This window comes from Pseudomonas sp. 8AS, assembly GCF_902506505.1.
Taxonomy (GTDB): Bacteria; Pseudomonadota; Gammaproteobacteria; order Pseudomonadales; family Pseudomonadaceae; genus Aquipseudomonas.
The window spans coordinates 827,685-848,271 of record NZ_LR733406.1; the positions used below are offsets into that span (position 1 = coordinate 827,685).

The 20,587-nt window shown below is 68.6% G+C and carries 19 protein-coding genes and 2 riboswitches; of the genes, 13 read left to right on the plus strand and 6 right to left on the minus strand.

The features are described from left to right. Positions 1 to 54: 54 nt before the first annotated feature. Entirely contained in the window at positions 55 to 711 is a 657-nt protein-coding gene (locus GV001_RS03775; protein ID WP_160078283.1) for a methyltransferase, read from the minus strand. Further along, a complete protein-coding gene (locus GV001_RS03780) occupies positions 708 to 1,163 on the minus strand; it encodes a YbaY family lipoprotein (protein ID WP_160078285.1) in 456 nt (151 codons plus the stop codon). The genes GV001_RS03775 and GV001_RS03780 overlap by 4 nt, the downstream gene beginning before the upstream one ends. 141 nt (positions 1,164 to 1,304) lie before the next feature. Here GV001_RS03780 and nrdR point away from each other — a divergent pair, with 141 nt between their 5' ends. The 13 genes from nrdR (at position 1,305) to GV001_RS03845 (ending at position 10,915) form a co-directional block, all read left to right on the plus strand. Further along, positions 1,305 to 1,769 (plus strand): transcriptional regulator NrdR, encoded by a 465-nt coding sequence (gene nrdR / locus GV001_RS03785; protein ID WP_160078287.1) that lies wholly within the window; start codon positions 1,305 to 1,307, stop codon positions 1,767 to 1,769. Then, the gene (gene ribD / locus GV001_RS03790) at positions 1,766 to 2,890 is read left to right on the plus strand and encodes a bifunctional diaminohydroxyphosphoribosylaminopyrimidine deaminase/5-amino-6-(5-phosphoribosylamino)uracil reductase RibD (protein ID WP_160078289.1); all 1,125 of its coding nucleotides are present in this window, start codon (positions 1,766 to 1,768) and stop codon (positions 2,888 to 2,890) included. Before nrdR ends, ribD begins: the two co-directional genes overlap by 4 nt. Positions 2,891 to 2,941: 51 nt before the next feature. Beyond that, a riboswitch (FMN riboswitch) is annotated at positions 2,942 to 3,100 on the plus strand. A gap of 159 nt (positions 3,101 to 3,259) precedes the next feature. Then, complete coding sequence (locus GV001_RS03795; protein WP_160078291.1) at positions 3,260 to 3,928, plus strand: riboflavin synthase; 669 nt, start codon at positions 3,260 to 3,262, stop codon at positions 3,926 to 3,928. Between the two features lie 21 nt (positions 3,929 to 3,949). Continuing rightward, complete coding sequence (gene ribBA, locus GV001_RS03800; RefSeq protein WP_160078293.1) at positions 3,950 to 5,044, plus strand: bifunctional 3,4-dihydroxy-2-butanone-4-phosphate synthase/GTP cyclohydrolase II; 1,095 nt, start codon at positions 3,950 to 3,952, stop codon at positions 5,042 to 5,044. Between the two features lie 106 nt (positions 5,045 to 5,150). Further along, positions 5,151 to 5,627 carry a 6,7-dimethyl-8-ribityllumazine synthase gene (gene ribE, locus GV001_RS03805; protein WP_160078295.1) on the plus strand — a complete coding sequence of 159 codons (477 nt, stop codon included), beginning with the start codon at positions 5,151 to 5,153 and terminating at the stop codon, positions 5,625 to 5,627. Then, positions 5,624 to 6,109 (plus strand): transcription antitermination factor NusB, encoded by a 486-nt coding sequence (gene nusB / locus GV001_RS03810; RefSeq protein ID WP_160078297.1) that lies wholly within the window; start codon positions 5,624 to 5,626, stop codon positions 6,107 to 6,109. The genes ribE and nusB overlap by 4 nt, the downstream gene beginning before the upstream one ends. A gap of 4 nt (positions 6,110 to 6,113) precedes the next feature. Continuing rightward, positions 6,114 to 7,079, plus strand: a complete 966-nt coding sequence (gene thiL, locus GV001_RS03815; RefSeq protein ID WP_160078299.1) for a thiamine-phosphate kinase — start codon at positions 6,114 to 6,116, stop codon at positions 7,077 to 7,079. After that, positions 7,072 to 7,557: a phosphatidylglycerophosphatase A gene (locus GV001_RS03820; RefSeq protein WP_160078301.1), complete on the plus strand. Its 486-nt coding sequence runs from the start codon at positions 7,072 to 7,074 to the stop codon at positions 7,555 to 7,557. Before thiL ends, GV001_RS03820 begins: the two co-directional genes overlap by 8 nt. Positions 7,558 to 7,570: 13 nt before the next feature. Next, positions 7,571 to 8,326, plus strand: coding sequence for an ABC transporter substrate-binding protein (locus GV001_RS03825; protein ID WP_160078303.1), 756 nt, complete (start codon positions 7,571 to 7,573; stop codon positions 8,324 to 8,326). Beyond that, positions 8,313 to 8,963, plus strand: coding sequence for a TIGR02281 family clan AA aspartic protease (locus GV001_RS03830; RefSeq protein WP_160078305.1), 651 nt, complete (start codon positions 8,313 to 8,315; stop codon positions 8,961 to 8,963). The genes GV001_RS03825 and GV001_RS03830 overlap by 14 nt, the downstream gene beginning before the upstream one ends. Before the next feature lie 127 nt (positions 8,964 to 9,090). Then, positions 9,091 to 9,702 (plus strand): GTP cyclohydrolase II, encoded by a 612-nt coding sequence (gene ribA, locus GV001_RS03835; protein WP_160078307.1) that lies wholly within the window; start codon positions 9,091 to 9,093, stop codon positions 9,700 to 9,702. After that, the gene (locus tag GV001_RS03840; protein WP_160078309.1) at positions 9,699 to 10,118 is read left to right on the plus strand and encodes an MFS transporter; all 420 of its coding nucleotides are present in this window, start codon (positions 9,699 to 9,701) and stop codon (positions 10,116 to 10,118) included. Before ribA ends, GV001_RS03840 begins: the two co-directional genes overlap by 4 nt. Beyond that, the gene (locus tag GV001_RS03845) at positions 10,115 to 10,915 is read left to right on the plus strand and encodes a helical backbone metal receptor (protein ID WP_160083145.1); all 801 of its coding nucleotides are present in this window, start codon (positions 10,115 to 10,117) and stop codon (positions 10,913 to 10,915) included. Before GV001_RS03840 ends, GV001_RS03845 begins: the two co-directional genes overlap by 4 nt. 149 nt (positions 10,916 to 11,064) lie before the next feature. Here the strand turns inward: GV001_RS03845 and GV001_RS03850 are convergent, their stop codons facing one another. The 4 genes from GV001_RS03850 to GV001_RS03865 form a co-directional block, all read right to left on the minus strand. Further along, positions 11,065 to 12,942, minus strand: a complete 1,878-nt coding sequence (locus GV001_RS03850) for a TonB-dependent receptor domain-containing protein (RefSeq protein ID WP_160078311.1) — start codon at positions 12,940 to 12,942, stop codon at positions 11,065 to 11,067. Between the two features lie 91 nt (positions 12,943 to 13,033). Continuing rightward, positions 13,034 to 13,264: riboswitch (cobalamin riboswitch) on the minus strand. Between the two features lie 66 nt (positions 13,265 to 13,330). Then, complete coding sequence (gene dxs, locus GV001_RS03855) at positions 13,331 to 15,232, minus strand: 1-deoxy-D-xylulose-5-phosphate synthase (protein ID WP_160078313.1); 1,902 nt, start codon at positions 15,230 to 15,232, stop codon at positions 13,331 to 13,333. 255 nt (positions 15,233 to 15,487) lie between these two features. Continuing rightward, on the minus strand, positions 15,488 to 18,760 hold the full coding sequence (locus tag GV001_RS03860; RefSeq protein WP_160078315.1) for a carboxyl transferase domain-containing protein: 3,273 nt from the start codon (positions 18,758 to 18,760) through the stop codon (positions 15,488 to 15,490). Positions 18,761 to 18,828: 68 nt separating this feature from the next. Next, positions 18,829 to 20,520, minus strand: a complete 1,692-nt coding sequence (locus GV001_RS03865) for an AMP-binding protein (protein ID WP_160078317.1) — start codon at positions 20,518 to 20,520, stop codon at positions 18,829 to 18,831. Between the last annotated feature and the right edge of the window lie 67 nt (positions 20,521 to 20,587).

Genomic DNA, 20,587 nt, shown 5'->3' on the forward strand with positions numbered 1-20,587 from the left:
TATAAGTGCTGGAACTATAGATGTGGGCGCATGCGCCTGGATACAAGCGCCCGGCTAGTCGCGCCGGGCGTGGTACAGGCTGACGTGGCGGAATTCGGCCGGCTCGGCCAGGTCCGGCCAGGTGCAGGCTTCGAGCATGCCCAGGCGCCGGTACAGCGGGTGCTGGAAGTCCTTGACCCGCGAATCGGCGACCAGCGCCTCGCGGCCGCGGCTGAGGAAGTGGTCGAGCAGCGGCAGGTTGGCGCGGTCGTAGAGCACGTCGGCGACGATGATCAGGTCGAAACGGTCGGCCTCGGCGAAGAAGTCCGTCGAGTAGCTCAGCTCGACGCCGTTCAGCTCGGCGTTGGCCCGGCACGACTCGATGGCCAGCGGGTCGAGGTCGCAGGCCACCACTTCCAGGGCGCCGGCCTTGGCCGCGGCGATGGCGGCCACGCCGGAGCCGGCACCGAAATCCAGCACCCGTTTGCCGCGCACCCACTCGGGCCGCTCGGCCAGCCAGCGCGCCAGGGCCAGGCCGCTGGCCCAGCAGAAGCACCAGTAGGGCGGCTCTTCGAGGATCAGGCGGGTTTCTTCCGGGCTGAAGCAGCGGTCCATGTTCGCCGCATCGATCAGCCATAGCCTGAGGTCGGTGCCGGGCAGGGTCTGCGCCACCAGGCGGGCATCGCCGAGCAGCTGGTGCAGGGCGTCCTGCAGGACGTGCGGTGCCTTCATGGTGCGCTGACCAGCGGCAGCTCGCCGAGGTTCTGGCTCTGCGCCTGGCTGATGCGCTGCGGCGGCAGGCGCAGGACCAGGCGCCCGGACTGGCTGATGCGGGCGCGCAGCTCGACCCGTGCGCCGCCGGGGAAATACGCCGGGTTGAACGGCAGGCGGAACGGCAGCAGCTGGCCGTTGCCGCTCAGTTTCAGGCTGCCGAGCAGCTGTTGCGGGCGGTCGCGCTCGTCGATCACCAGCAGGGCCATTTCCACTTCGCTGCCCGCCGGCGGCGTGCGCAGGCTGCCGCGCAGCTCGCGCATGTGGCTGGGCAGCGGCGTCTCGGTCGCGGCGGCCGGTTTGGCCTCGGCAACGGCGCTGGTGGCGAGCGGCGGCACGGGTTTTTCCGGCGCGCTGGCGCAGGCCGCGAGCAGCAGGGCGGCGCAGGGAACGAGCAGGGGACGTATCGACATGGCAAGTCCGCAGGAATGGGGCTGAACGGGCGCCTGTATACCGCAAAGGCGCTGGCTTGTCTTGGCAAAGGGATGCGCTACCATGAGCCACTTTTTCCCAGGCGCCGCCCCGGCGCCCGTTGCCCAGGGCCGTTTCCCGCCATGCATTGTCCCTTCTGCGCCGCCAACGACACCAAGGTCATCGATTCGCGTCTGGTCGCCGAGGGCGAACAGGTGCGCCGCCGCCGCGAGTGCCTGGCCTGCGGCGAACGTTTCACCACCTTCGAAACCGCCGAACTGGTGATGCCGCGCCTGATCAAGCAGGACGGCAGCCGCCAGCCGTTCGACGAGGACAAGCTGCGCGCCGGCATGCAGCGCGCGCTGGAGAAGCGCCCGGTGAGCGTCGAGCGCCTGGAAGAGGCGATCGCCCACATCAAGCAGAAGCTGCGCGCCACCGGCGAGCGCGAGATCAAGTCGCTGGTGCTCGGCGAGCTGGTGATGACCGAGTTGCAGAAGCTCGATGAGGTCGCCTACATCCGCTTCGCCTCGGTGTACCGGCGTTTCCAGGACCTCAACGAGTTCCGCGAGGAAATCGAGCGCCTGGCCCGCGAGCCGGCCAAGCCATGAGTACGGCCGCGAACGACCAGCAGTTCATGGCCCGTGCGCTGGAACTGGCGCGCAAGGGCCTGTATTCCACCCATCCCAACCCTCGCGTCGGCTGCGTCATCGTGCGTGACGGGCAGATTGTCGGCGAAGGCTGGCACGCCCGCGCCGGCGAGCCGCATGCCGAAGTGCATGCCCTGCGCCAGGCCGGCGGGCGGGCCCAGGGGGCCACCGCCTACGTCACCCTGGAGCCCTGCAGCCACCACGGGCGTACGCCACCCTGCGCCGATGCGCTGGTGGCGGCCGGTGTGGCGCGCGTGGTGGCGGCCATGCAGGACCCCAATCCGCAGGTGTCCGGCCAGGGCCTGCTGCGCCTGATGCACGCCGGCATCGCGGTGCACAGCGGCGTGCTGGAGGCCGAGGCGCGGGCGCTGAATGCCGGTTTCATCAAGCGCATGGAGCAGGGCCTGCCGTTCGTGCGGGTCAAGCTGGCCATGAGCCTGGACGGGCGCACGGCCATGGCCAGCGGCGAGAGCCAGTGGATCACCGGCTCCGAGGCGCGCTCGGCGGTGCAGCGCCTGCGTGCGCGGGCCAGCGTGATCCTTACCGGCGCCGATACCGTGCTCACCGACCAGGCGCGCCTCACCGTGCGCCCCGATGAGCTGGGTCTGGGTGCCGAGCAGGCGGCCCTGGCGGTCAGCCGGCCGCCGTTGCGCGTGCTGGTCGACGGGCGCCTGCGCGTGCCGCTGTCCGCGCCCTTCTATCAGGCCGGGCCGGCGCTGGTGGCCACCTGCGCCGCCGCTGCCGCCCGCGATCGCTTTCTCGAGGACGGCCACGAACTGCTCGCCGTGCCGGGCAGCAATGGCCATGTCGACCTGCGCAAGCTGCTCATGGAACTGGCCAGTCGCGGCGCCAACGAAGTGCTGGTCGAGGCCGGGCCGCGCCTGGCCGGGGCCTTTGCCCGCGCCGGGCTGGTCGACGAGTACCAGCTGTTCGTCGCGCCCAAGTTCCTCGGCTCCAGCGCCCGCCCGCTGCTGGACTGGCCGCTGGCACGCATGGCCGAGGCGCAGGAGCTGGAGATCCGCGAGATCCGCGCGGTCGGCGCCGACTGGCGGATCATCGCGGTACCCAAACGCCCCGCGTAGAAGCCTGGCGGGCTTTTGTGGTAAAACGTCCCGCGCAGCCCCTGGTGGCTGCAACGTTCTCAGGGCGGGGTGCAATTCCCCACCGGCGGTAATGACATGCTGAGTGTCTAGCCCGCGAGCGCTTGCCTACCCTGACCCGGGCGGCAAGGTCAGCAGACCCGGTGTGATTCCGGGGCCGACGGTCATAGTCCGGATAAAGAGAGAGCGGGATTCCCTCCGAGGGCGCGGCTGGCCTGCGCCCGTGAAATCCCTATCGATCCCATCGCCCTGTTTGTTTTCCGAACAGGAGTGCGTAGTGATGTCTTATGCTTTTCGTTCTGCCCGCCGCCCCGTGCGCGGCGGCGGTGCGTTGCCAGTAGGGGAGGTCTGATGTTTACCGGAATCATCGAAGCGATCGGCACCATTCGGGCGCTGAGCCCCAAGGGCGGCGACGTGCGCGTGTATGTCGAGACCGGCAAGCTCGACCTGGCTGATGTGAAGCTGGGTGACAGCATCGCGGTGAACGGCATCTGCCTGACTGCCGTGGAGCTGCCCGGCAACGGCTTCTGGGCCGACGTCAGCCGCGAGACCCTGGCGCGCAGCGCCTTCATCGACTTGAAAGCAGGCAGCAGGGTCAACCTGGAAAAGGCCCTGACCCCGACCACCCGCCTTGGCGGCCATCTGGTCAGCGGCCATGTCGACGGCGTCGGCGAGGTCGTCTCCCGCGAGGAGAATGCCCGCGCCATCCAGTTCCGCATCCGCGCGCCGCGCGAGCTGGCCAAGTACATCGCGCTGAAGGGCTCGATCACCGTCGACGGCACCAGCCTGACGGTGAACGCGGTGAATGGCGCCGAGTTCGAGCTGACCATAGTGCCGCACACCCTGGTCGAGACCATCATGGCCGACTACCGCCCCGGGCGGCAGGTCAACCTGGAGGTCGACCTGCTGGCGCGCTACCTGGAGCGCCTGCTGCTCGGCGACAAGGCCGCCGAACCCAGTGCCTCCGGCATCAGCGAAAGTTTCCTGGCCGAGCACGGCTTCCTGAACCCGTCTCGATAATGAATTGAAGGAACAGCCCTCATGGCTCTGAATACCGCAGAAGAACTGATCGAAGACATCCGCGCCGGCAAGATGGTCATCCTCATGGATGACGAGGACCGCGAGAACGAAGGCGACATCATCATCGCGTCGGACTGCGTGCAGGCCGAACATATCAACTTCATGGCCCGCTTCGCCCGTGGTCTGATCTGCATGCCGATGAGCCGCGAGCGCTGCGAACTGCTCAAGCTGCCGCTGATGGCGCCGCGCAACGGCTCCGGCTTCGGCACCAAGTTCACCGTCTCCATCGAGGCCGCCGAGGGCGTGACCACCGGCATCTCCGCCGCCGACCGCGCGCGTACCGTGCAGGCCGCCGTGGCCAAGGGCGCCGTGGCCGACGACATCGTCAGCCCCGGCCACATCTTCCCGCTGATGGCCCAGCCCGGTGGCGTGCTGGCCCGTGCCGGGCACACCGAGGCGGCCTGCGACCTGGCGCGCATGGCCGGTTTCGAGCCGAGCGGGGTGATCTGCGAGATCATGAACGACGACGGCACCATGGCCCGTCGCCCCGAGCTGGAAGTGTTCGCCGAGCAGCACAACCTGAAGATCGGCACCATCGCCGATCTGATCCACTACCGCCTGATCCACGAGCGCACCGTGCAGCGCGTCAGCGAGCAGAAGATCGACAGTGAGCTGGGCCAGTTCAACCTGGTCAGCTACCGCGATGCCCTGGACGACAGCGTGCACATGGCCCTGACCCTGGGCAGCATCTGCGCCGAGACGCCGACCCTGGTGCGCGTGCACAACGCCGATCCGCTGCGTGACCTGTTCCTGGTCAAGCAGGCCGGGCGCTGGAGCCTGCGCGCGGCCATGGCCGAAGTGGCCAAGGCCGGTAGCGGCGTGGTGCTGTTGCTGGGCAATCCGATCAACGGTCCGGAGCTGCTGGCCCAGCTCGAACGCCCCCAGGGCGCCGAGAGCAAGTCGGCCAGCCCGACGACCTACAGCACCGTGGGTGCCGGCTCGCAGATCTTGCGTGACCTCGGCGTGCGCAAGATGCGCCTGCTCAGCTCGCCGATGAAGTTCAACGCGATATCCGGTTTCGACCTGGAAGTAGTAGAATACCTGCCCGCTGAATGACCGTCCGGGCCGAGCGCAGCCTGCGCCGGCCCGTTTCGTCGTTCTACCTTGATACCCACGGGACGCCACCGGCGTCCCGGCTCTTTATACAGACCGAGACTCGCCCATGACCCTGAAGACCATCGAAGGTACCTTCATCGCCCCCAAAGGCCGCTACGCCCTGGTGGTTGGCCGCTTCAACAGCTTCGTCGTCGAAAGCCTGGTCAGTGGCGCAGTCGACGCCCTGGTGCGCCACGGCGTGAGCGAAAGCGACATCACCATCATCCGCGCGCCGGGTGCCTTCGAGATCCCGCTGGTCACCCAGAAAGTCGCCCAGCGTGGCGAATACGCCGCGATCATCGCCCTCGGCGCCGTGATCCGTGGCGGCACCCCGCACTTCGAATACGTCGCCGGCGAGTGCACCAAGGGCCTGGCCCAGGTCTCCATGGAATACGGCGTACCGGTGGCCTTCGGCGTGCTGACCGTCGACTCCATCGAGCAAGCCATCGAGCGTTCCGGCACCAAGGCCGGCAACAAGGGCGCCGAAGCTGCCCTGTCCGCTCTGGAAATGGTCAGTCTGCTGGCGCAGCTGGAGGCCAAGTGAGCCTTAACCACGACGACAGCCAGGACGCTCCGCAGCCCAAGGCCAAGGGCAAGATCGCTACCCGCCGGGTCGCCCGTACCCTGGGCATGCAGGCCCTGTATCAGTGGCACATGGCCGGCCAGTCGCTGAACGAGATCGAAGCGCAGTTCCGCGTCGACAACGACTTCAGCGGCGTCGACGGCGCCTACTTCCACGAGATTCTCGTCGGTGTGGCCACCCAGAAGACCGAGATCGACGAGGCCATCGTGCCTTGCCTGGATCGCCCGCTGGAAGAGCTGGACCCGGTCGAGCTGGCCATCCTGCGCCTGTCCACCTGGGAGCTGCGCAACCGGCTCGACGTGCCCTACCGCGTGGTGATCAACGAAGGCATCGAGCTGGCCAAGGTGTTCGGCGCCACCGACGGCCACAAGTTCGTCAACGGCGTTCTGGACAAGCTGGCGCCCACCCTGCGTGCCGCCGAAGTCAGCGCCCACAAGCGCTGAGTCCTTGGGCGAATTCGAGCTGATCCGCCGCTTCTTCGCCGCCGCGCCCTGTGCGCAGGCGGCCGAAGGAGTGGCCCTGGGCATCGGCGACGACTGCGCCCTGCTGCAACTGCCGGCCGGCGAACAGCTGGCGGTGTCCACCGATACCCTGGTGGTCGGTGTGCATTTCCCTGCCTCCGCCGATCCCTTCCTGCTCGGCCAGCGCGCGCTGGCAGTGGCGGCCAGCGACCTGGCGGCCATGGGCGCCACGCCCCTGGGCTTTACCCTGGCCATCACCCTGCCGCAGGCCGACGAGGCCTGGCTGCAGGGCTTCGCCCGCGGCCTGTCGCAGATGGCCGGGGGCTGCGGCCTGGCTCTGGTCGGTGGCGATACCACCCGTGGCCCGCTGAGCCTGACCGTCACGGTGTTCGGCCGGGTGCCGGCCGGTCGGGCGCTGACCCGTAGCGGCGCTCGCCCCGGCGACCTGCTGTGTGTCGGTGGCGCGCTGGGTGATGGCGCCGGCGCGCTGCCGCTGGTGCTGGGGCAGCGCCAGGCGACGGACGCGGCGGCGGAGCATCTGCTGCAGCGCTACTGGGCGCCGCAGCCGCAACTGGGCCTCGGCCTGCTGCTGCGCGGCAAGGCCACGGCGGCGCTGGATGTGTCCGATGGCCTGCTGGCCGACTGCGGGCATATCGCCAGGGCTTCGGCCGTGGCGCTGCACATCGAGCTGGCGCGGGTGCCTATGTCGCCGGCCCTGCAGGCCATCGCCGGGGCGACGGCGGCCGATTGTGCTCTGGCCGGTGGCGACGACTACGTGCTGGCCTTTACCCTGCCGCCCGAGCATCTGGCTGCCGTGCAGGCGGCCTGGCCGGCGACCGTGGTGATCGGTCGCGCCCTGGCCGGTGCGGGAGTGACGCTGCTGGATGACAGCGGTGCCGTGATCCAACCGCCACGGGCGGGCTATCAACATTTCGGGAGTTCGGGTGACTGATTCGGTACGCGTGGCGCCGCAGGTGTGGCGCAATCCCTGGCATTTTCTGGCCTTCGGCTTCGGCTCCGGGCTGATGCCCAAGGCGCCCGGCACCTGGGGTTCGCTGGTGGCCATCCCGTTCATCCCGCTGTGGCAGCTGCTGCCGGACTGGGGCTACTGGCTGCTGCTGGGCGTGACCATGCTGTTCGGCTTCTGGCTGTGCGGCCGGGTCGCCACGGACATGAAGGTGCACGACCACGAAGGCATCGTCTGGGACGAGATGGTCGGCATGTGGATCACCCTGTGGCTGGTGCCCGCGGGCTGGCACTGGATCCTGCTGGGCTTTCTGGTGTTCCGCTTCTTCGACATTCTCAAGCCCTGGCCGATCCGCTGGATCGACCGCCATGTGCATGGCGGAGTGGGCATCATGCTCGACGATGTGCTGGCCGGGGTGTTCGCCTGGCTGACCATGCAGCTGATCGTCTGGGGCGTGGCATAGGCAGGAGACTGGCATGCGTGCGTGGCTGCTGGCTGGGCTGCTGATTATCCTGGGGCTGCCGGCCGTGCAGGCCGCAGAGGGGCGGCCCAGGGAAATCCTGCTGGTCAGCGAGCGCTGGCCGGGCCATACCAATGCCGACGGCAGTGGCCTGGCCTGGGAGATCATGCGCCTGGTATTCGAGCCGGCGGGCGTGAAGATGACCGTGCGCATCGAGCCCTATACCCGCGCGCTCGGTCTGGTGCAGCGCGGCGAGGCGGATGCCTGGCTGGGTTCCTATCGCGACGAGGTCAAGGAGCGGACGCACTATCCGCGCTGGCCCTACGATGCCGACCGCATCGTCGCCCTGGGCCTGAGCAGCCGCCCACCGGCGCGGCTGGCGGAGCTGGGGGGCTATCGCCTGGCCTGGATGCGTGGCTATGGCTACCAGCAGTACCTGCCGGGCATCGTCCGCTACCATGAGGTGCAGCGTAGCGGCGATATCCTCGCCATGCTCGAACGCGGGCATGCCGACTTCTATATCGATGCCAGTACCGAAGTGGCCGATATCCTCAGGCATGCCGAAACGGAACGCTTCCGCATCAGCGCGCTGACCCGCTTGCCGCTGTATCCCGGCTTTGCCGATACTGCGCGTGGTCGCGCCCTGGCCGCCCTCTACGACCGGCGCATGGCCGTGCTGGTGAACGATGGCAGCCTGCGTCCGCTGTTTCGCCGCTGGCGGCAGCCTTACCCTTTCGATCAGGACATGGAGAGACCCGATGCGTCACCTTGAAGTGCTGGCTGCCGGCCTGCTGCTGGCCATCAGCCCGCTGTTGCAGGCGCAAACCCAGGTGCAGGTGGTGGGGCTGTTCCCCAATGCCGCGGTGCTGCTGGTGGACGGTCAGCGCAAGCTGGTGAAGGTCGGCCAGACCGGCCCCGGTGGCGTGCAGGTGGTCAGCGCCGACAGCAAGGGCGCGCGCCTGCGCGTGGATGGCGTGGAGCGCAGCTACGACCTGTCACGCGAGTACAACCAGGGCGGCAGTACGGCCCCGCAGGCGGAAAAGGTCAGCATCAGCAAGGGGGTGGGCAACCACTTCTGGGTGGCCGGCTCGGCCAATGGCCATCCGGTGCAGTTCCTCGTCGATACCGGGGCCACGACCGTGGCCATGAACGAAGGCCAGGCGCGGCGCCTGGGCATCGACTACCGGGTGGTGGGCCGGCCGATGGTGGCCAGCACCGCCGGCGGCAACGTCAGGGGCTGGCGGATCAAGCTGGATGTAGTCAAGGTCGGTGGCCTGGAAGTGCTCGGCGTCGAGGCCGTGGTGTTGGAAGGCGACTCGCCCACCGAAGTGCTGCTGGGCATGAGCTTCCTCAGCCGGGTGCGCTGGCGTGAGGAAAATGGCGTGCTGCAGCTGGAGTCGAAGATCTGACGGCCTGTTAGCCGGGGCCATTCATCGAACGGCCCGATCCTTATCCCGCACAATTCACGCTGCGCTGCAGCCGGGTGCTGCTGGTACAATGCCGGCCTTTCTGCCGATCACTCAACAGGAGCACCCGGTGTCCGTTGTCTTCGTCGCCGCCTCCCAGCTGCCTACGCCTTTCGCGACTTTCACCATGCACGGCTTCCTCGATGAGGAGACCGGCAAGGAACACGTCGCCCTGACCCTCGGCCAGGTGAACGATGGCGCTCCCGTGCTGGGCCGCCTGCACTCCGAGTGCCTGACCGGCGACGCCCTGTTCAGCCAGCGTTGCGACTGCGGCGCCCAGCTCGAAGCGGCCTTGCGCGCCATCGCCAAGGAAGGTCGCGGCGTGTTGCTGTACCTGCGTCAGGAAGGTCGCGGCATCGGCCTGCTGAACAAGATCCGCGCCTACGAGCTGCAGGATGGCGGGGCCGACACGGTCGAGGCCAACGAGCGCCTGGGTTTCGCCGCCGACCAGCGCGACTATTCGATCTGCCAGCCGATGCTCGATCACCTGGGCATCAGCGCGATCCGCCTGATGACCAACAACCCGCGCAAGGTCAAGGCCCTGGAAGGCTTCGGCGTGCGCGTGGCCGAGCGTCACCCGCTGGAAATCGGCCTCAACGTGCACAACCGCAAGTACCTGACGACCAAGGCCGGCAAGCTCGGCCACATGCTCGGCTTGCAGCACCAGGAAGAAGCCGAGTGACCCGCACCGAGGTGCGTCGCCGGCTGGCCATCGAATGGTGGCGCCAGCTCGGCCTGACCCTGGCGCCGCTGTTCGTCCTCGGCTTCGTGTTGCGTGGCCAGTCGCCGGTGCTGGCGATGCTGGAACTGCCGCTGTTCATTGCCGGCATGGCCTCGATGTTCATCACCCTGCCGGTGTTTGCCGCCTACAAGCGCGCCCTGCTCGCCACCAGCAAGTCGCTGGGGCTGGCCGAGGAACCGGGCGCCTGGATCGAGCTGGCGCGCCGGCGGCGCCTGGGCCTGCTCGCCGCCGGTCTGCCGGCCTGGATCGCCGCCCTGGCGCTGCTCCCCGGCCTGCATGCGGTGGCGCTGTTCCTCCTCGCCCTGAGCAGCGTGATGCTGCTCTGCCTGTACCGCATTCCACGCCAGCTCGGCTGATGCGCCTGCTGCTCGGCGCCTGCCTGCTGGTTGCGAGCCTGTCGGCGCCGGCCGCCGAGCGGGTGGTCAGCCTGGCGCCCTCGATGTCGGAAATCATGCTGGAGCTGGGCGCCGGCGAGCTGCTGGTCGGCGTGCTGGATGGCGCCGAGCGTCCGCCGCAACTGGCCGGGGTGGCCTCGGTGGGGCGCTTCGGTACGCTCGAACTGGAAACCCTGCTGAGCCTCAAGCCGGATCTGTTGCTGCTGTCGCCCGGCAGCCTGCCCGAGGCGCAGCGCCGCCAGTTGGCCGACATCGGCATCCCGTTCTATCTGGGCGAGCCCCGAAATCTGGAGCAGCTGGCCGAACAGTTCGCCGAGATCGGCGCGCGGGTCGGCCGTGCCGAACGTGGCCGCCAATTGCGCGAGCAGTTCCGCGACGGCATGGCCGGGTTGCGCGCACGCTATCGCCGCGAGCAGCCGCTGCCGGTGTTCTACCAGGTCTGGCACCAGCCGCTGTACACCATCGGCGCGCAGCAGATTCTCGGCGATGCCCTGGCTGTCTGCGGCGCGCGCAATGTGTTCGAGGACCTGCGCCTGCCGGCGCCGCAGGTCAATGTCGAGGCGGTGCTGGCCCGGGCGCCGCAGGTGATCCTGGGCGGCAGCGGGGCCGAACTGGAACACTGGCGCGCCTGGCCGCAGCTGCCGGCGGTGCGCCTGAACCAGCTCTGGTCGGTGCCGGACAAGGGTATCGAGCGGCCCAGCTTCCAGATGCTGGGCGCTACCGAGAGGCTTTGCGAACTGCTGGCCACGGCTCACTGAGGTTCGCGGTTGAAGCCGCTCCTAGCCAGTGTCGGTGGCCGGCTGAGGAGGGGTGCCCGACCTCGCGCCGCTGACGGCCGCTTCTTGTGTGGGAGCGGCTTCAGCCGCGAACCGGCGCCATGCGCCGGCTTGGCCAAGGTCCCTGCGGCTTACAGCTCCGGCGTCCAGATGAAGCCGAGCAGCGCGCTGCGGCCTTCCTGGCGGTAGCCGTAATGCTCGCCCTCGTGTTCGTACAGGGCGCGCTGGTAATCCTTGTCCAGCAGGTTGTCCAGCTTGGCTTCCAGCTTCAGCTCGGGCGTGGCCTGCCAGCTGCCGCGCAGGGCCAGCAGGCCGTAGCCGGCCAGGCGATCCTGGTTGTCCGGGTCGTCGTAGCTGCTGCTCACGGCTTGCCAGCTGGCGCCGACGGCGACATCGCCGAAGTGGCGATCCAGGTCCAGGCTCAGGGTGCGCCGCGCGCGGCGGTTGAGGGTGTGGCCGCTGTCGCGGTCGCGCGGGTCGACGAAGGCCACGCCCAGCTGCCCCTGCCAGCCGAACAGTTCCTGCTGCAGCGCGGCCTCGAAACCGTGGATGCGCGCCTTGGCGATGTTCTGCGGGATGAAGTCCTGGTCGCTGGCGATGGCGTCCTCGATGTCGGTGCGGTAGACCGAGGCCTCCAGGCGGGTGGCGGCGGCCAGCTGGCTGCGCCATTGCAGCTCGACGCTCTTGGAGTGTTCCGGTTTGAGCTCCGGGTTGCTGTAGTCCGGGTAGTACAGGTCGTTGAAGGTCGGTGCGCGGAAGCCTTCGCTGTAGGAGGCGATCAGGTCGTTGCGCTCGTTCAGCGGCAGGGTCAGGGCGCCGCTCCAGGTGTTCTCGCTGCCGAACTGCTCGTTCTTGTCGTGGCGCAGGCCCAGTTCGGTGGAGAAGTGCTCGCCGTCGTAGCGATGCTGGATGAAGGCCGCCTGGTTCCAGCGCTGCTGCTCGGCGAAGGCGGTGTTGCTGTTGAGCTGGTCTTGGTACCAGTCGGCACCGAGCATCAGGCTGTGGCTGTCGTTCAGGCTCAGGGTGTTCAGCCAGTTGACCGAGTCGCGGTAGGTGTTGAATACGCCGCGCTCGGCGCTGAGCTTGTCCAGGCTCTCTTCGCGGTTCTCGCTGTGGCCGACTTCCAGGCGGCTGTTCCAGGCGTCGTTGAGCTGGGCGTCGAGGTAGCTGGACACGCTGCTGACGGTGAAGTCGCTGTACGGGTCCTGTTCCACCGACTCGAAGGTGGTCATGTCGAAGCGGCCGAAGGGGTTGTCGAATTCGGTGCGGCCGCGCTGGTCGAGGACGTTGATCCCGGCTTCCAGGTTGTCGTTGAAGCTGTGGCTGAGGCTCAGGCTGAAGGCCTTGTTGCGGTAGGCGTCGTGATCCTGGTCGGCCTCGTAGGAGGTGCCGGTGCGGTCGAAGCCGTTGGTTTCATCGAGGCTGCCGGCCAGGCTGAAGCGGGTGGCCTCATCGCCACCGGAGAGGCCGGCGCTGCGCTGCCAGGTGCCGCGGCTGCCATAGCCCACGCGCACGAACGGCTTGAACCCTTCGCCACTGCTGCGGCGGGTGAAGATCTGCACCACGCCGCCGATGGCATCGGCACCGTACATGGCCGAACGCGGCCCGCGCAGCACTTCGATGCGCTCGATCTGCTCGATATTGAGGTGCTGCAGGTTGCTGTCGCCGGAGCTGGCCGAGCCGATGCGCATGCCGTCCACCAGAACCAGGCTCTGCGCCGACTTGGTGCCGCGGATATACAGGCTGGCCAGGCTGCCGCTGCCGTTCTGCGTCACCTGCACGCCGGGAACCCGCTGGAGCAGGTCGACCACCGAGTCGGGTTGCAGGCGCTCGATGTCGGCGCGGGTGAACACCGTGCTGGCGGCGCTGCTGGCGCTGCGTTGCTGCACGTCGCGGTTGGCGCTGATCAGGGTTTCCGACAGCTTCAGCGCGGCCTCCTGGTCTTCGGCGGCGAAGGCCGTGGAGGCGGGCAGCAGGGCGATGGCCAGGGCCAGGCGGGACAGTTTCATCGATCGATCCTCAAACAGTCGGCAGACTTTCGAGGAGGGCAGGGACAAGCGCCGCGACAAGCCGACGCTTGACGGTGCTGCCCTCCGCAACACCAGTCGAATCCGTCCAGGCCGGTCTCCGGGCTTGCCACTGAAAGCGAACTTTCCCTGTCGATCGCCTTCCCGGGGGAACCCCCAGTGGCGTGTCGATCGACATGGCAGCGCGAGGCTGCGGTGGCTTACCGTTGCGGGGGCAGCGCCGGAATGGCTCGTGACGAGCGCACCGGCTTCCCGTTTAACGCCCACTGCAACAGTCGGGCGCACCTTGGCGGAAGTAAAGCGACGCGCACCTTAGTGCGCGGCTAGATGAATTACAAGCGAGTTGGGCTCGGCTCTGGATGAGCGGCATTCATGTGGGCAGCTGCGCCAGGCGCTGGCGCACGGCCGCCTCGATGCCGGCCTGGTCCAGGCCGCATTCAGCCAACATCTGCGCCGGCTTGGCGTGCTCCACATAGCTGTCCGGCAGGCCCAGGTGCAGCACGGGCTTGAGCAGGTTCTCGGCGGCGAGGAACTCGCTGACCGCGCTGCCGGCGCCGCCCATGATGGCATTCTCCTCGATGGTCACCAGCAGCTCGTGGCTGGCCGCCAGTTCGCGCACCAGGGCTTCGTCCAGGGGTTTGACGAAGCGCATGTCGACCACAGTCGCGTCCAGCGTCTCGCCGACCTTGAGCGCCTCGGCCAGCTGCACGCCGAATACCAGCAGGGCGGTCTTCTGCCCGCGCCGGCGGACCAGGCCCTTGCCGATTTCCAGCGGTTCCAGGGTCGGCTCGATCGGCGTGTTCGGGCCGCTGCCGCGCGGGTAGCGCACGGCCGCCGGGCCATCGAACAGGTGGCCGGTGGTGAGCATGCGGCGCAGTTCGTTCTCGTCGCTGGGGGTCATCACCAGCATGCCGGGGATGCAGCGCAGGTAGGAGATGTCGAAGCTGCCGGCGTGGGTCGGGCCGTCTTCGCCGACCAGGCCGGCGCGGTCGATGGCGAACAGCACGTCGAGGTGCTGCACGGCCACGTCGTGGATCAGCTGGTCGTAGGCGCGCTGGAGGAAGGTGGAGTAGATCGCCACCACCGGCTTGACGCCATCGCAGGCCATGCCGGCGGCCAGGGTCACCGCGTGCTGCTCGGCGATGGCGACGTCGAAGTAGCGCTCGGGGAAGCGCTCGCTGAAGGCCACCAGGTCGGAGCCTTCCTTCATCGCCGGGGTGATGCCGACCAGGCGCTCGTCCTGTTCGGCCATATCGCACAGCCACTGACCGAACACGCTGGAGTACTTCGGCCCGGAGGCCTTCTTCGGTTCCTCGCTGACCGCCGTCTTGATCGGCTCCAGCTTGGTGATCGCGTGGTAGCCGATCGGGTCGGCCTCGGCCGGGGCGAAGCCCTTGCCCTTCTTGGTCACCACATGGAGGAACTGCGGGCCGTCCAGGTCGCGCATATTGCGCAGGGTGGCGATCAGGGTGGGCAGGTCGTGGCCGTCGATCGGGCCGACGTAGTTCCAGCCCAGCTCCTCGAACAGGGTGCCGGGGACCAGCATGCCCTTGGCGTGCTCCTCGACCTTGCGCGCGATCTCCCAGGCGCCGGGCAGGCGCGAGAGGATCTTCTTGCTGCCTTCGCGCATGCTCGAATAGGTGCGGCTGGAGATGATCTTGGCCAGGTAGTTGGACAGCCCGCCGACGTTCTTGGAGATCGACATGTCGTTGTCGTTGAGCACCACCAGCATGTTGGCCTTGACGTCGGAGGCATGATTCAGCGCCTCGAAAGCCATGCCGGCGGTCAGTGCGCCGTCGCCGATCACCGCCACGCTCTTGCGCCGCGAGCCCTGCAGCCTGGCGGCGATGGCCATCCCTAAGGCAGCGCTGATGCTGGTGCTGGAGTGGCCGACGCCGAAGGTGTCGTACTCGCTCTCGCTGCGGCGCGGGAAGGCGGCCAGGCCGTCCTTCTGGCGCAGCGTGGCCATGCGCTCGCGGCGGCCGGTGAGAATCTTGTGCGGGTAGGCCTGGTGGCCGACGTCCCACACCAGGCGGTCGTCCGGGGTGTCGAAGATGTAGTGCAGGGCGATGGTCAGCTCGATCACCCCGAGCCCGGCACCGAAGTGCCCGCCGGTCTGGCCGACGCTGTACAGCAGGTACTGGCGCAGCTCGTTGGCCAGGGTTTCCAGTTCGGTTTCCGCCAGGCGCCGCAGGCCGACCGGCGTATCGGCGCGGTCAAGCAACGGCGTGGAGGGGCGCTCGCGGGGGATCTCGTGGAAAGTCGTCGGCATCAGGCAGATCGTTATAGGCGTACAAAAGATGCGGCAGTTTAACTGAAAAGGGCACGGCAAGCCGCACGCAGCATGTCATTAGCATGCAACCTGCGGCTTGCCGGTTTTGCGCCTCAGAACTTATTCAAGGTCTCGCGAGCTAGAGCCAGGCAAAGCGAAATTGGGCGAAGAAGCGCAGTTTACGAGCTGTAAATGAGCATTCTGAGCTCGATTTCAACGCCGCATGGCCGACGCGCAGCAGACTTTGAACAGGTTCTACCAGGTATCGACGAAGGGCCGCTTCTTGCCCGTGCGCGCGGCCGGGCGCGGCGCGGCGTTCAGGCCGCGCAGCAGCCAGTCGCGGGTCTCGGCCGGGTCTATCACGGCATCTATTTCGAGGTAACTGGCCATGTTCAGGCCCTTGCCGTTTTCGTAGGCCTTGGCTACCAGCTTGTCGAACAGTACCTGCTGCGCCGCGGCGTCCGCCTGGGCCGCCAGTTCCTTGGCAAAGCCCAGGCGCACCGCGCCTTCCAGACCCATGGCGCCGAATTCGCCGCTGGGCCAGGCGATGGTGAACAGCGGCGAGTGGAAGCTGCCGGCGGCCATGGCCTGGGCGCCGAGGCCATAGCCCTTGCGCAGCACCACAGTGAAGAACGGCACGCTGAGGCTGGCGGCGACGACGAACATGCGCGCGACATGGCGTACCGTGCCCTGTTTCTCCGCTTCCGGGCCGACCATAAAGCCGGGGGTGTCGCACAGCGACAGCAGGGGGATATCGAAGGCATCGCACAGCTGCATAAAGCGCGCGGCCTTGTCGCCAGCCGCCGCATCGATGGCGCCGCCCAGGTGCGCAGGGTTGTTGGCGATCAGGCCGAACGGCTTGCCTTCGATGCGGATCAGGGCGGTGATCAGCCCCGGGGCGAACTGGCGGCGCAGTTCCAGTACCGAGTCGCGGTCGGCCAGCAGCTCGATCACCCGGCGGATGTCGTACACGCGTAGGCGGTTCTCGGGAATCACCTGGCGCAGCTCGCGCTGGTCGGCGCAGTCCCAGTCGGCCAGCGGTCCCTGGAAGTAGGACAGGTACTGTTTGGCCACCGCGACGGCCTCGGCTTCGTCCGCCACCCGCACGTCGATCACCCCGTTGGGGCCCTGCACCGAGACCGGGCCGACTTCCTCGGGCCGGAAGCTGCCGAGGCCGCCGCCTTCGATCATGGCTGGGCCGGCCATGCCGATGCTGGCGTTTTCCGTGGCGATGATCACGTCGCAGCAACCGAGCAGGGCGGCGTTGCCGGCGAAGCAGCGCCCGGAGACCACGCCTACCAGCGGCACCAGGCCGGAGAGCCTGGCCATGCCGACGAAGGTGTGGCAGTCCAGCCCGGCCACGCCGACGAAATCGGTATCGCCCGGGCGGCCGCCGCCGCCTTCGGCGAACAGCACCAGCGGCAGGCGCCACTGTTCGGCCAGCTGCAGCATGCGGTCGGTCTTCTTGTGGTTGATCACGCCCTGGGTGCCGGCGAATACGGTGTAGTCGTAGGCGATGGTCATGCAGCGCGCCGTTTCGCTGCCGAACTGGGCGGCGCCTACCGTGCCGATGCCGGCGACCAGGCCGTCGGCCGGGCTCAGCTCCATTAGCTCTTCGGCCGAACGGCGACGGCGTTGCGCGGCCAGGGCCAGGGCGCCGTATTCGATGAAGCTGCCGTCATCCAGCAGGTCGGCGAGGTTCTCGCGCACCGTGCGCTGGCCGGTCTTGCGCCGCTTGGCGACTGCTTGCGGGCGGCGCGCATCGGTCAGGCGTTCGTGGCGTTCCAGTACCTCGGCCAGGTCGGCGCGGATATGCGCCAGGTCCAGGCTCTGTTCGCTGTGGTCGTGTTCGGCGGCCACCTCGGCCGGTTCGAGGAACAGTAGCGCATGGCCCTCGGCCAGGGCATCGCCGGGCTGGGCGGCGAGGGCGCGGACGATGCCGCCGTGGCTGGCGCGCACCTCGAATTCCATCTTCATCGCCTCCAGCACGGCGATGGTCTGCCCGGCGGCCACCGCATCGCCCTCGGCCACTTCCAGGCATACCAGTACGCCGGTGCTCGGCGTGTTCAGCGGCTGAGTACCGGGCGGTGCATCGACCGGGCGCGGGCCGGCCGTGGCCTGTGCCTGGCTGGTGGCGAAGTAGCGATGGGCGTGAGCCTCGGGCTGTGCCGCGAGCAGCTCGCCCAGGCGGCTCTCGACGAAGCGGGTGCTGACCCGGTTGCCCTGCACCTCGGGCAGGCGCAACAGGTTCTGCAACAGGTGCAGGTTGCTCGCCACGCCGTCCAGGCGGAACTCGCACAACGCGCGGTAGGCGCGGCGCAGGGCGGCCGGGTAGTCGGGCGCGGTGGCGATCAGCTTGGCCAGCAGCGAGTCGTAGCTGGGGCTGACCGGGTAGCCGGCGTAGCCGTAGCCGTCCACGCGCAGGCCGGGGCCGCTGGGCGGCTCGTAGGCGCTCAGGGTGCCGACCGCCGGGCGGGTGCTGCCGTCGGCGTGCAGGGTTTCCAGGTTGATCCGCAGCTGCACGGCGCAGCCCTGCACGGCCGGCGGCTGGCGCAGGCCCAGCTGGTCGAGGGACGCGCCGGCAAGCAGCCGGATCTGGCTGTGCAGCAGGTCGACGCCGGTGACCTGTTCGGTCACGGTGTGTTCCACCTGTACCCGCGGGTTGGCTTCCATAAAGTAGAAACGCCCCGGCTGCTCGGCATCGAGGAGGAACTCGAAGGTGCCGATGCCGCGGTAGTTCACCGCGCCGGCCAGCTGCAGGGCGCAGTCGATGATCGCCGTGCGCACCTCGCCGTCGAGCTCGGGGCTGGGGGCGATTTCCACCAGCTTCTGGTTGCGCCGCTGCAGGCTGCAGTCGCGTTCCCACAGGTGGCTGACCGCACTACCGTCGCCGAGCACCTGCACCTCGATATGCCGAGCCTGGCGCACCAGTTGCTCGACATACAGGGCGCCGTTGCCGAACGCCGCCTGTGCCTCGGACTGGCAGCGCGCGTAGGCTTCGGCCAGCTCGGCCGGCTCGAACACCGCGCGCATGCCGCGCCCGCCGCCGCCGGCCAGGGCCTTGAGCATCACCGCGCCATGCTCGGCGAGGAAGGTCTGAGCTTCGCTGAGGGTCACGGCACGGTTGATCCCGCTGACCAGCGGCACGCCGCAGCGCTCGGCCAGGGCGCGGGCGGCGGCCTTGTCGCCAAACAGTTCCAGTACGCTCGGATCCGGGCCGATAAAGACGATGCCGGCGGCCTGGCAGCGCCTGGCGAACTCGGCGTTCTCGGCGAGAAAGCCGTAGCCGGGGTGGATGGCGTCGCAGCCCTGGGCGCGGGCCACCTCGATCAGCTGCTCCATGTCCAGGTAGGCCGGCACGCCGCGCCCGCGCAGCGGCACGGCCAGATCGGCCTTGCGCGTGTGCAGGCTGGCACCGTCGTCTTCGGCGAACACCGCCACCGAGCGAATGTCCAGGTCGGCGCAGGCGCGGGCGATGCGGATGGCGATCTCGCCGCGGTTGGCGATCAGCAGGCTGGCAAACATCATGGGCGGTTCCGTAGGGTGCGCCGTGCGCACCGATTGGTTGATGGGGGGGAAGGTGCGCATGGCGCACCCTACAGCAGCGCTTCCAGTTCGTTCTTCTTCACCTTGCCGGTGGCGGTCATCGGCAGCGCCGCGACCACGCGGATCTGCGGCACCTTGTAGCTGGCCATGGCGTCGCGACACCAGGCGGTCAGGCTGGCGGCGCTATCCGTGCTGCCGGGCTTGAGCATGACGAAGGCCACCGGTTGCTGTCCGCGCTGGGCATCGCTGCGGCCGATCACCGCGCTGGCGGCAAGCGCCGGGTGCTGGCCGAGCAGGGCCTCCAGTTCGCTGGGGAACACGCTCATGCCGTTGACCTTGAGCATTTCCTTGCGCCGGCCGAGGTAGCGGATGAAGCCTTGCGCGGTGATCTGGCCGAGGTCGCCGGTGTGCAGCCAGCCGCCCTTGAGCACGGCGGCGGATTCTTCCGGGCGTTGCCAGTAGCCGTGCATCAGCGCCGGGCTGCGCAGGCACAGCTCGCCTTCGCTGCCCAGCGGCAGCAGCTCGCCGGTGGCGAAGTCGCAGACCTTGAACTGGGTGCCGGGTACCGGCAGGCCGACGAAGGTCGGCGCGCTGGTGAGGTCGAAGTCGTCGTCCTGCAGGCCCCAGGTGAATGTGTCGCAGGTGTGGGTTTCGGTCATGCCGAAGCTGAACTCGAACAGGTTGCAGCCGGTCAGCGCCCGCCAGCGTGCGCGGTAGTCGCGGGTCAGCTTCTTGATGAAGGAGATGCTGCCGGTGCGCTGCAGCGAGCGCAGGTCGTAGTCACCCACCTGCGGGTGGTCGAGTACCTCGGCGGCGCTGTCGACCAGCAGGCCGCAGTGGCTGACCCGGTAGTGCTGCACGGCGGCCATGAAGGCCGCTGCATCCCAGCGCGCCAGCAGCACCAGGCGGCAACCGCTGAATACCGGGAACAGCAGGCCGGAGTTCTCCCCGGCGATCCAGAATTCCGGAAGGAAGTTGAGCAGCACGCTGTCCGCCTGCAGCTGCATGGCCGTCGGGACGAAGCTGGCGCAGGTGTAGAGCATGTCGCGGTGGCTGTGCATGCAGCCCTTGGGCAGGCCGGTGGTGCCGCCGGTGTAGTTCAGCGCGGCGAGGTCATCCAGCTGCGGGCGGTGCGTTGGCGCAGCCGCCGTGCAGGCGGCCAGGGCCGGGTAGAAGTCGAGGAAGTCGTCGCCGGCCAGCTTGGGCGCCAGCAGCAGGTCGGGCAGCGGAATACTCGGCTGTGCCGGGCGCAGTTCGCCGAGGCTGGTGGCCAGCACATGGCGCAGCGCGCAGTCCTCGCGCACGGCGCGCACCACCGGCAGCAGCTGGTCGAAGCAGAGGATCACCCGGGCGCCGCTGTCCTTGAGCTGGTAGCTCAGTTCCAGGGCCTTGCTCAGCGGGCTGACCGGCGCATACACGGCGCCGCACTTGAGCAGACCGTAGAAGGCGATGTGCAGCTGCGGGCAGTTGGGCATGAACAGGGCGACGCGGTCGCCCGGCTGCACGCCCAGCTCGGCCAGCAGCGCGGCGCAGCGGTCGGAGAGGCGGTCCAGCTCGGCCCAGCTCAGGCTGTGGCCGTAGAAGTCCAGGGCGATGGCCGCGGGCTGCTGGCGCGCCCAGGCGCGCAGGTATTCGCTCAGGGGTTGCTCGCCGTGCGGGTAGTGCGGGGTGTGCGGCACGCCGGGCGGCCAGGCGGCGGCCTGCAGGTCGGCGAGCTGGGCAAGGTAGTGCTGTTCGTCCATGGCGCTGGCTCCGCTTGTTCTGGTCTGGCGGGCATCTTAGGCGGCCGCCCGGGGCGGCAGAACTGAT

What these genes read in the sequence shown, in the direction of transcription:
- GV001_RS03775 (WP_160078283.1), bottom strand. Translation starts at nt 711, where the DNA reads ATGAAGGCACCGCACGTCCTGCAGGACGCCCTGCACCAGCTGCTCGGC.
- GV001_RS03780 (WP_160078285.1), bottom strand. Translation starts at nt 1,163, where the DNA reads ATGTCGATACGTCCCCTGCTCGTTCCCTGCGCCGCCCTGCTGCTCGCG.
- nrdR (WP_160078287.1), top strand. Translation starts at nt 1,305, where the DNA reads ATGCATTGTCCCTTCTGCGCCGCCAACGACACCAAGGTCATCGATTCG.
- ribD (WP_160078289.1), top strand. Translation starts at nt 1,766, where the DNA reads ATGAGTACGGCCGCGAACGACCAGCAGTTCATGGCCCGTGCGCTGGAA.
- GV001_RS03795 (WP_160078291.1), top strand. Translation starts at nt 3,260, where the DNA reads ATGTTTACCGGAATCATCGAAGCGATCGGCACCATTCGGGCGCTGAGC.
- ribBA (WP_160078293.1), top strand. Translation starts at nt 3,950, where the DNA reads ATGGCTCTGAATACCGCAGAAGAACTGATCGAAGACATCCGCGCCGGC.
- ribE (WP_160078295.1), top strand. Translation starts at nt 5,151, where the DNA reads ATGACCCTGAAGACCATCGAAGGTACCTTCATCGCCCCCAAAGGCCGC.
- GV001_RS03825 (WP_160078303.1), top strand. Translation starts at nt 7,571, where the DNA reads ATGCGTGCGTGGCTGCTGGCTGGGCTGCTGATTATCCTGGGGCTGCCG.
- GV001_RS03830 (WP_160078305.1), top strand. Translation starts at nt 8,313, where the DNA reads ATGCGTCACCTTGAAGTGCTGGCTGCCGGCCTGCTGCTGGCCATCAGC.
- GV001_RS03850 (WP_160078311.1), bottom strand. Translation starts at nt 12,942, where the DNA reads ATGAAACTGTCCCGCCTGGCCCTGGCCATCGCCCTGCTGCCCGCCTCC.
- dxs (WP_160078313.1), bottom strand. Translation starts at nt 15,232, where the DNA reads ATGCCGACGACTTTCCACGAGATCCCCCGCGAGCGCCCCTCCACGCCG.
- GV001_RS03860 (WP_160078315.1), bottom strand. Translation starts at nt 18,760, where the DNA reads ATGATGTTTGCCAGCCTGCTGATCGCCAACCGCGGCGAGATCGCCATC.
- GV001_RS03865 (WP_160078317.1), bottom strand. Translation starts at nt 20,520, where the DNA reads ATGGACGAACAGCACTACCTTGCCCAGCTCGCCGACCTGCAGGCCGCC.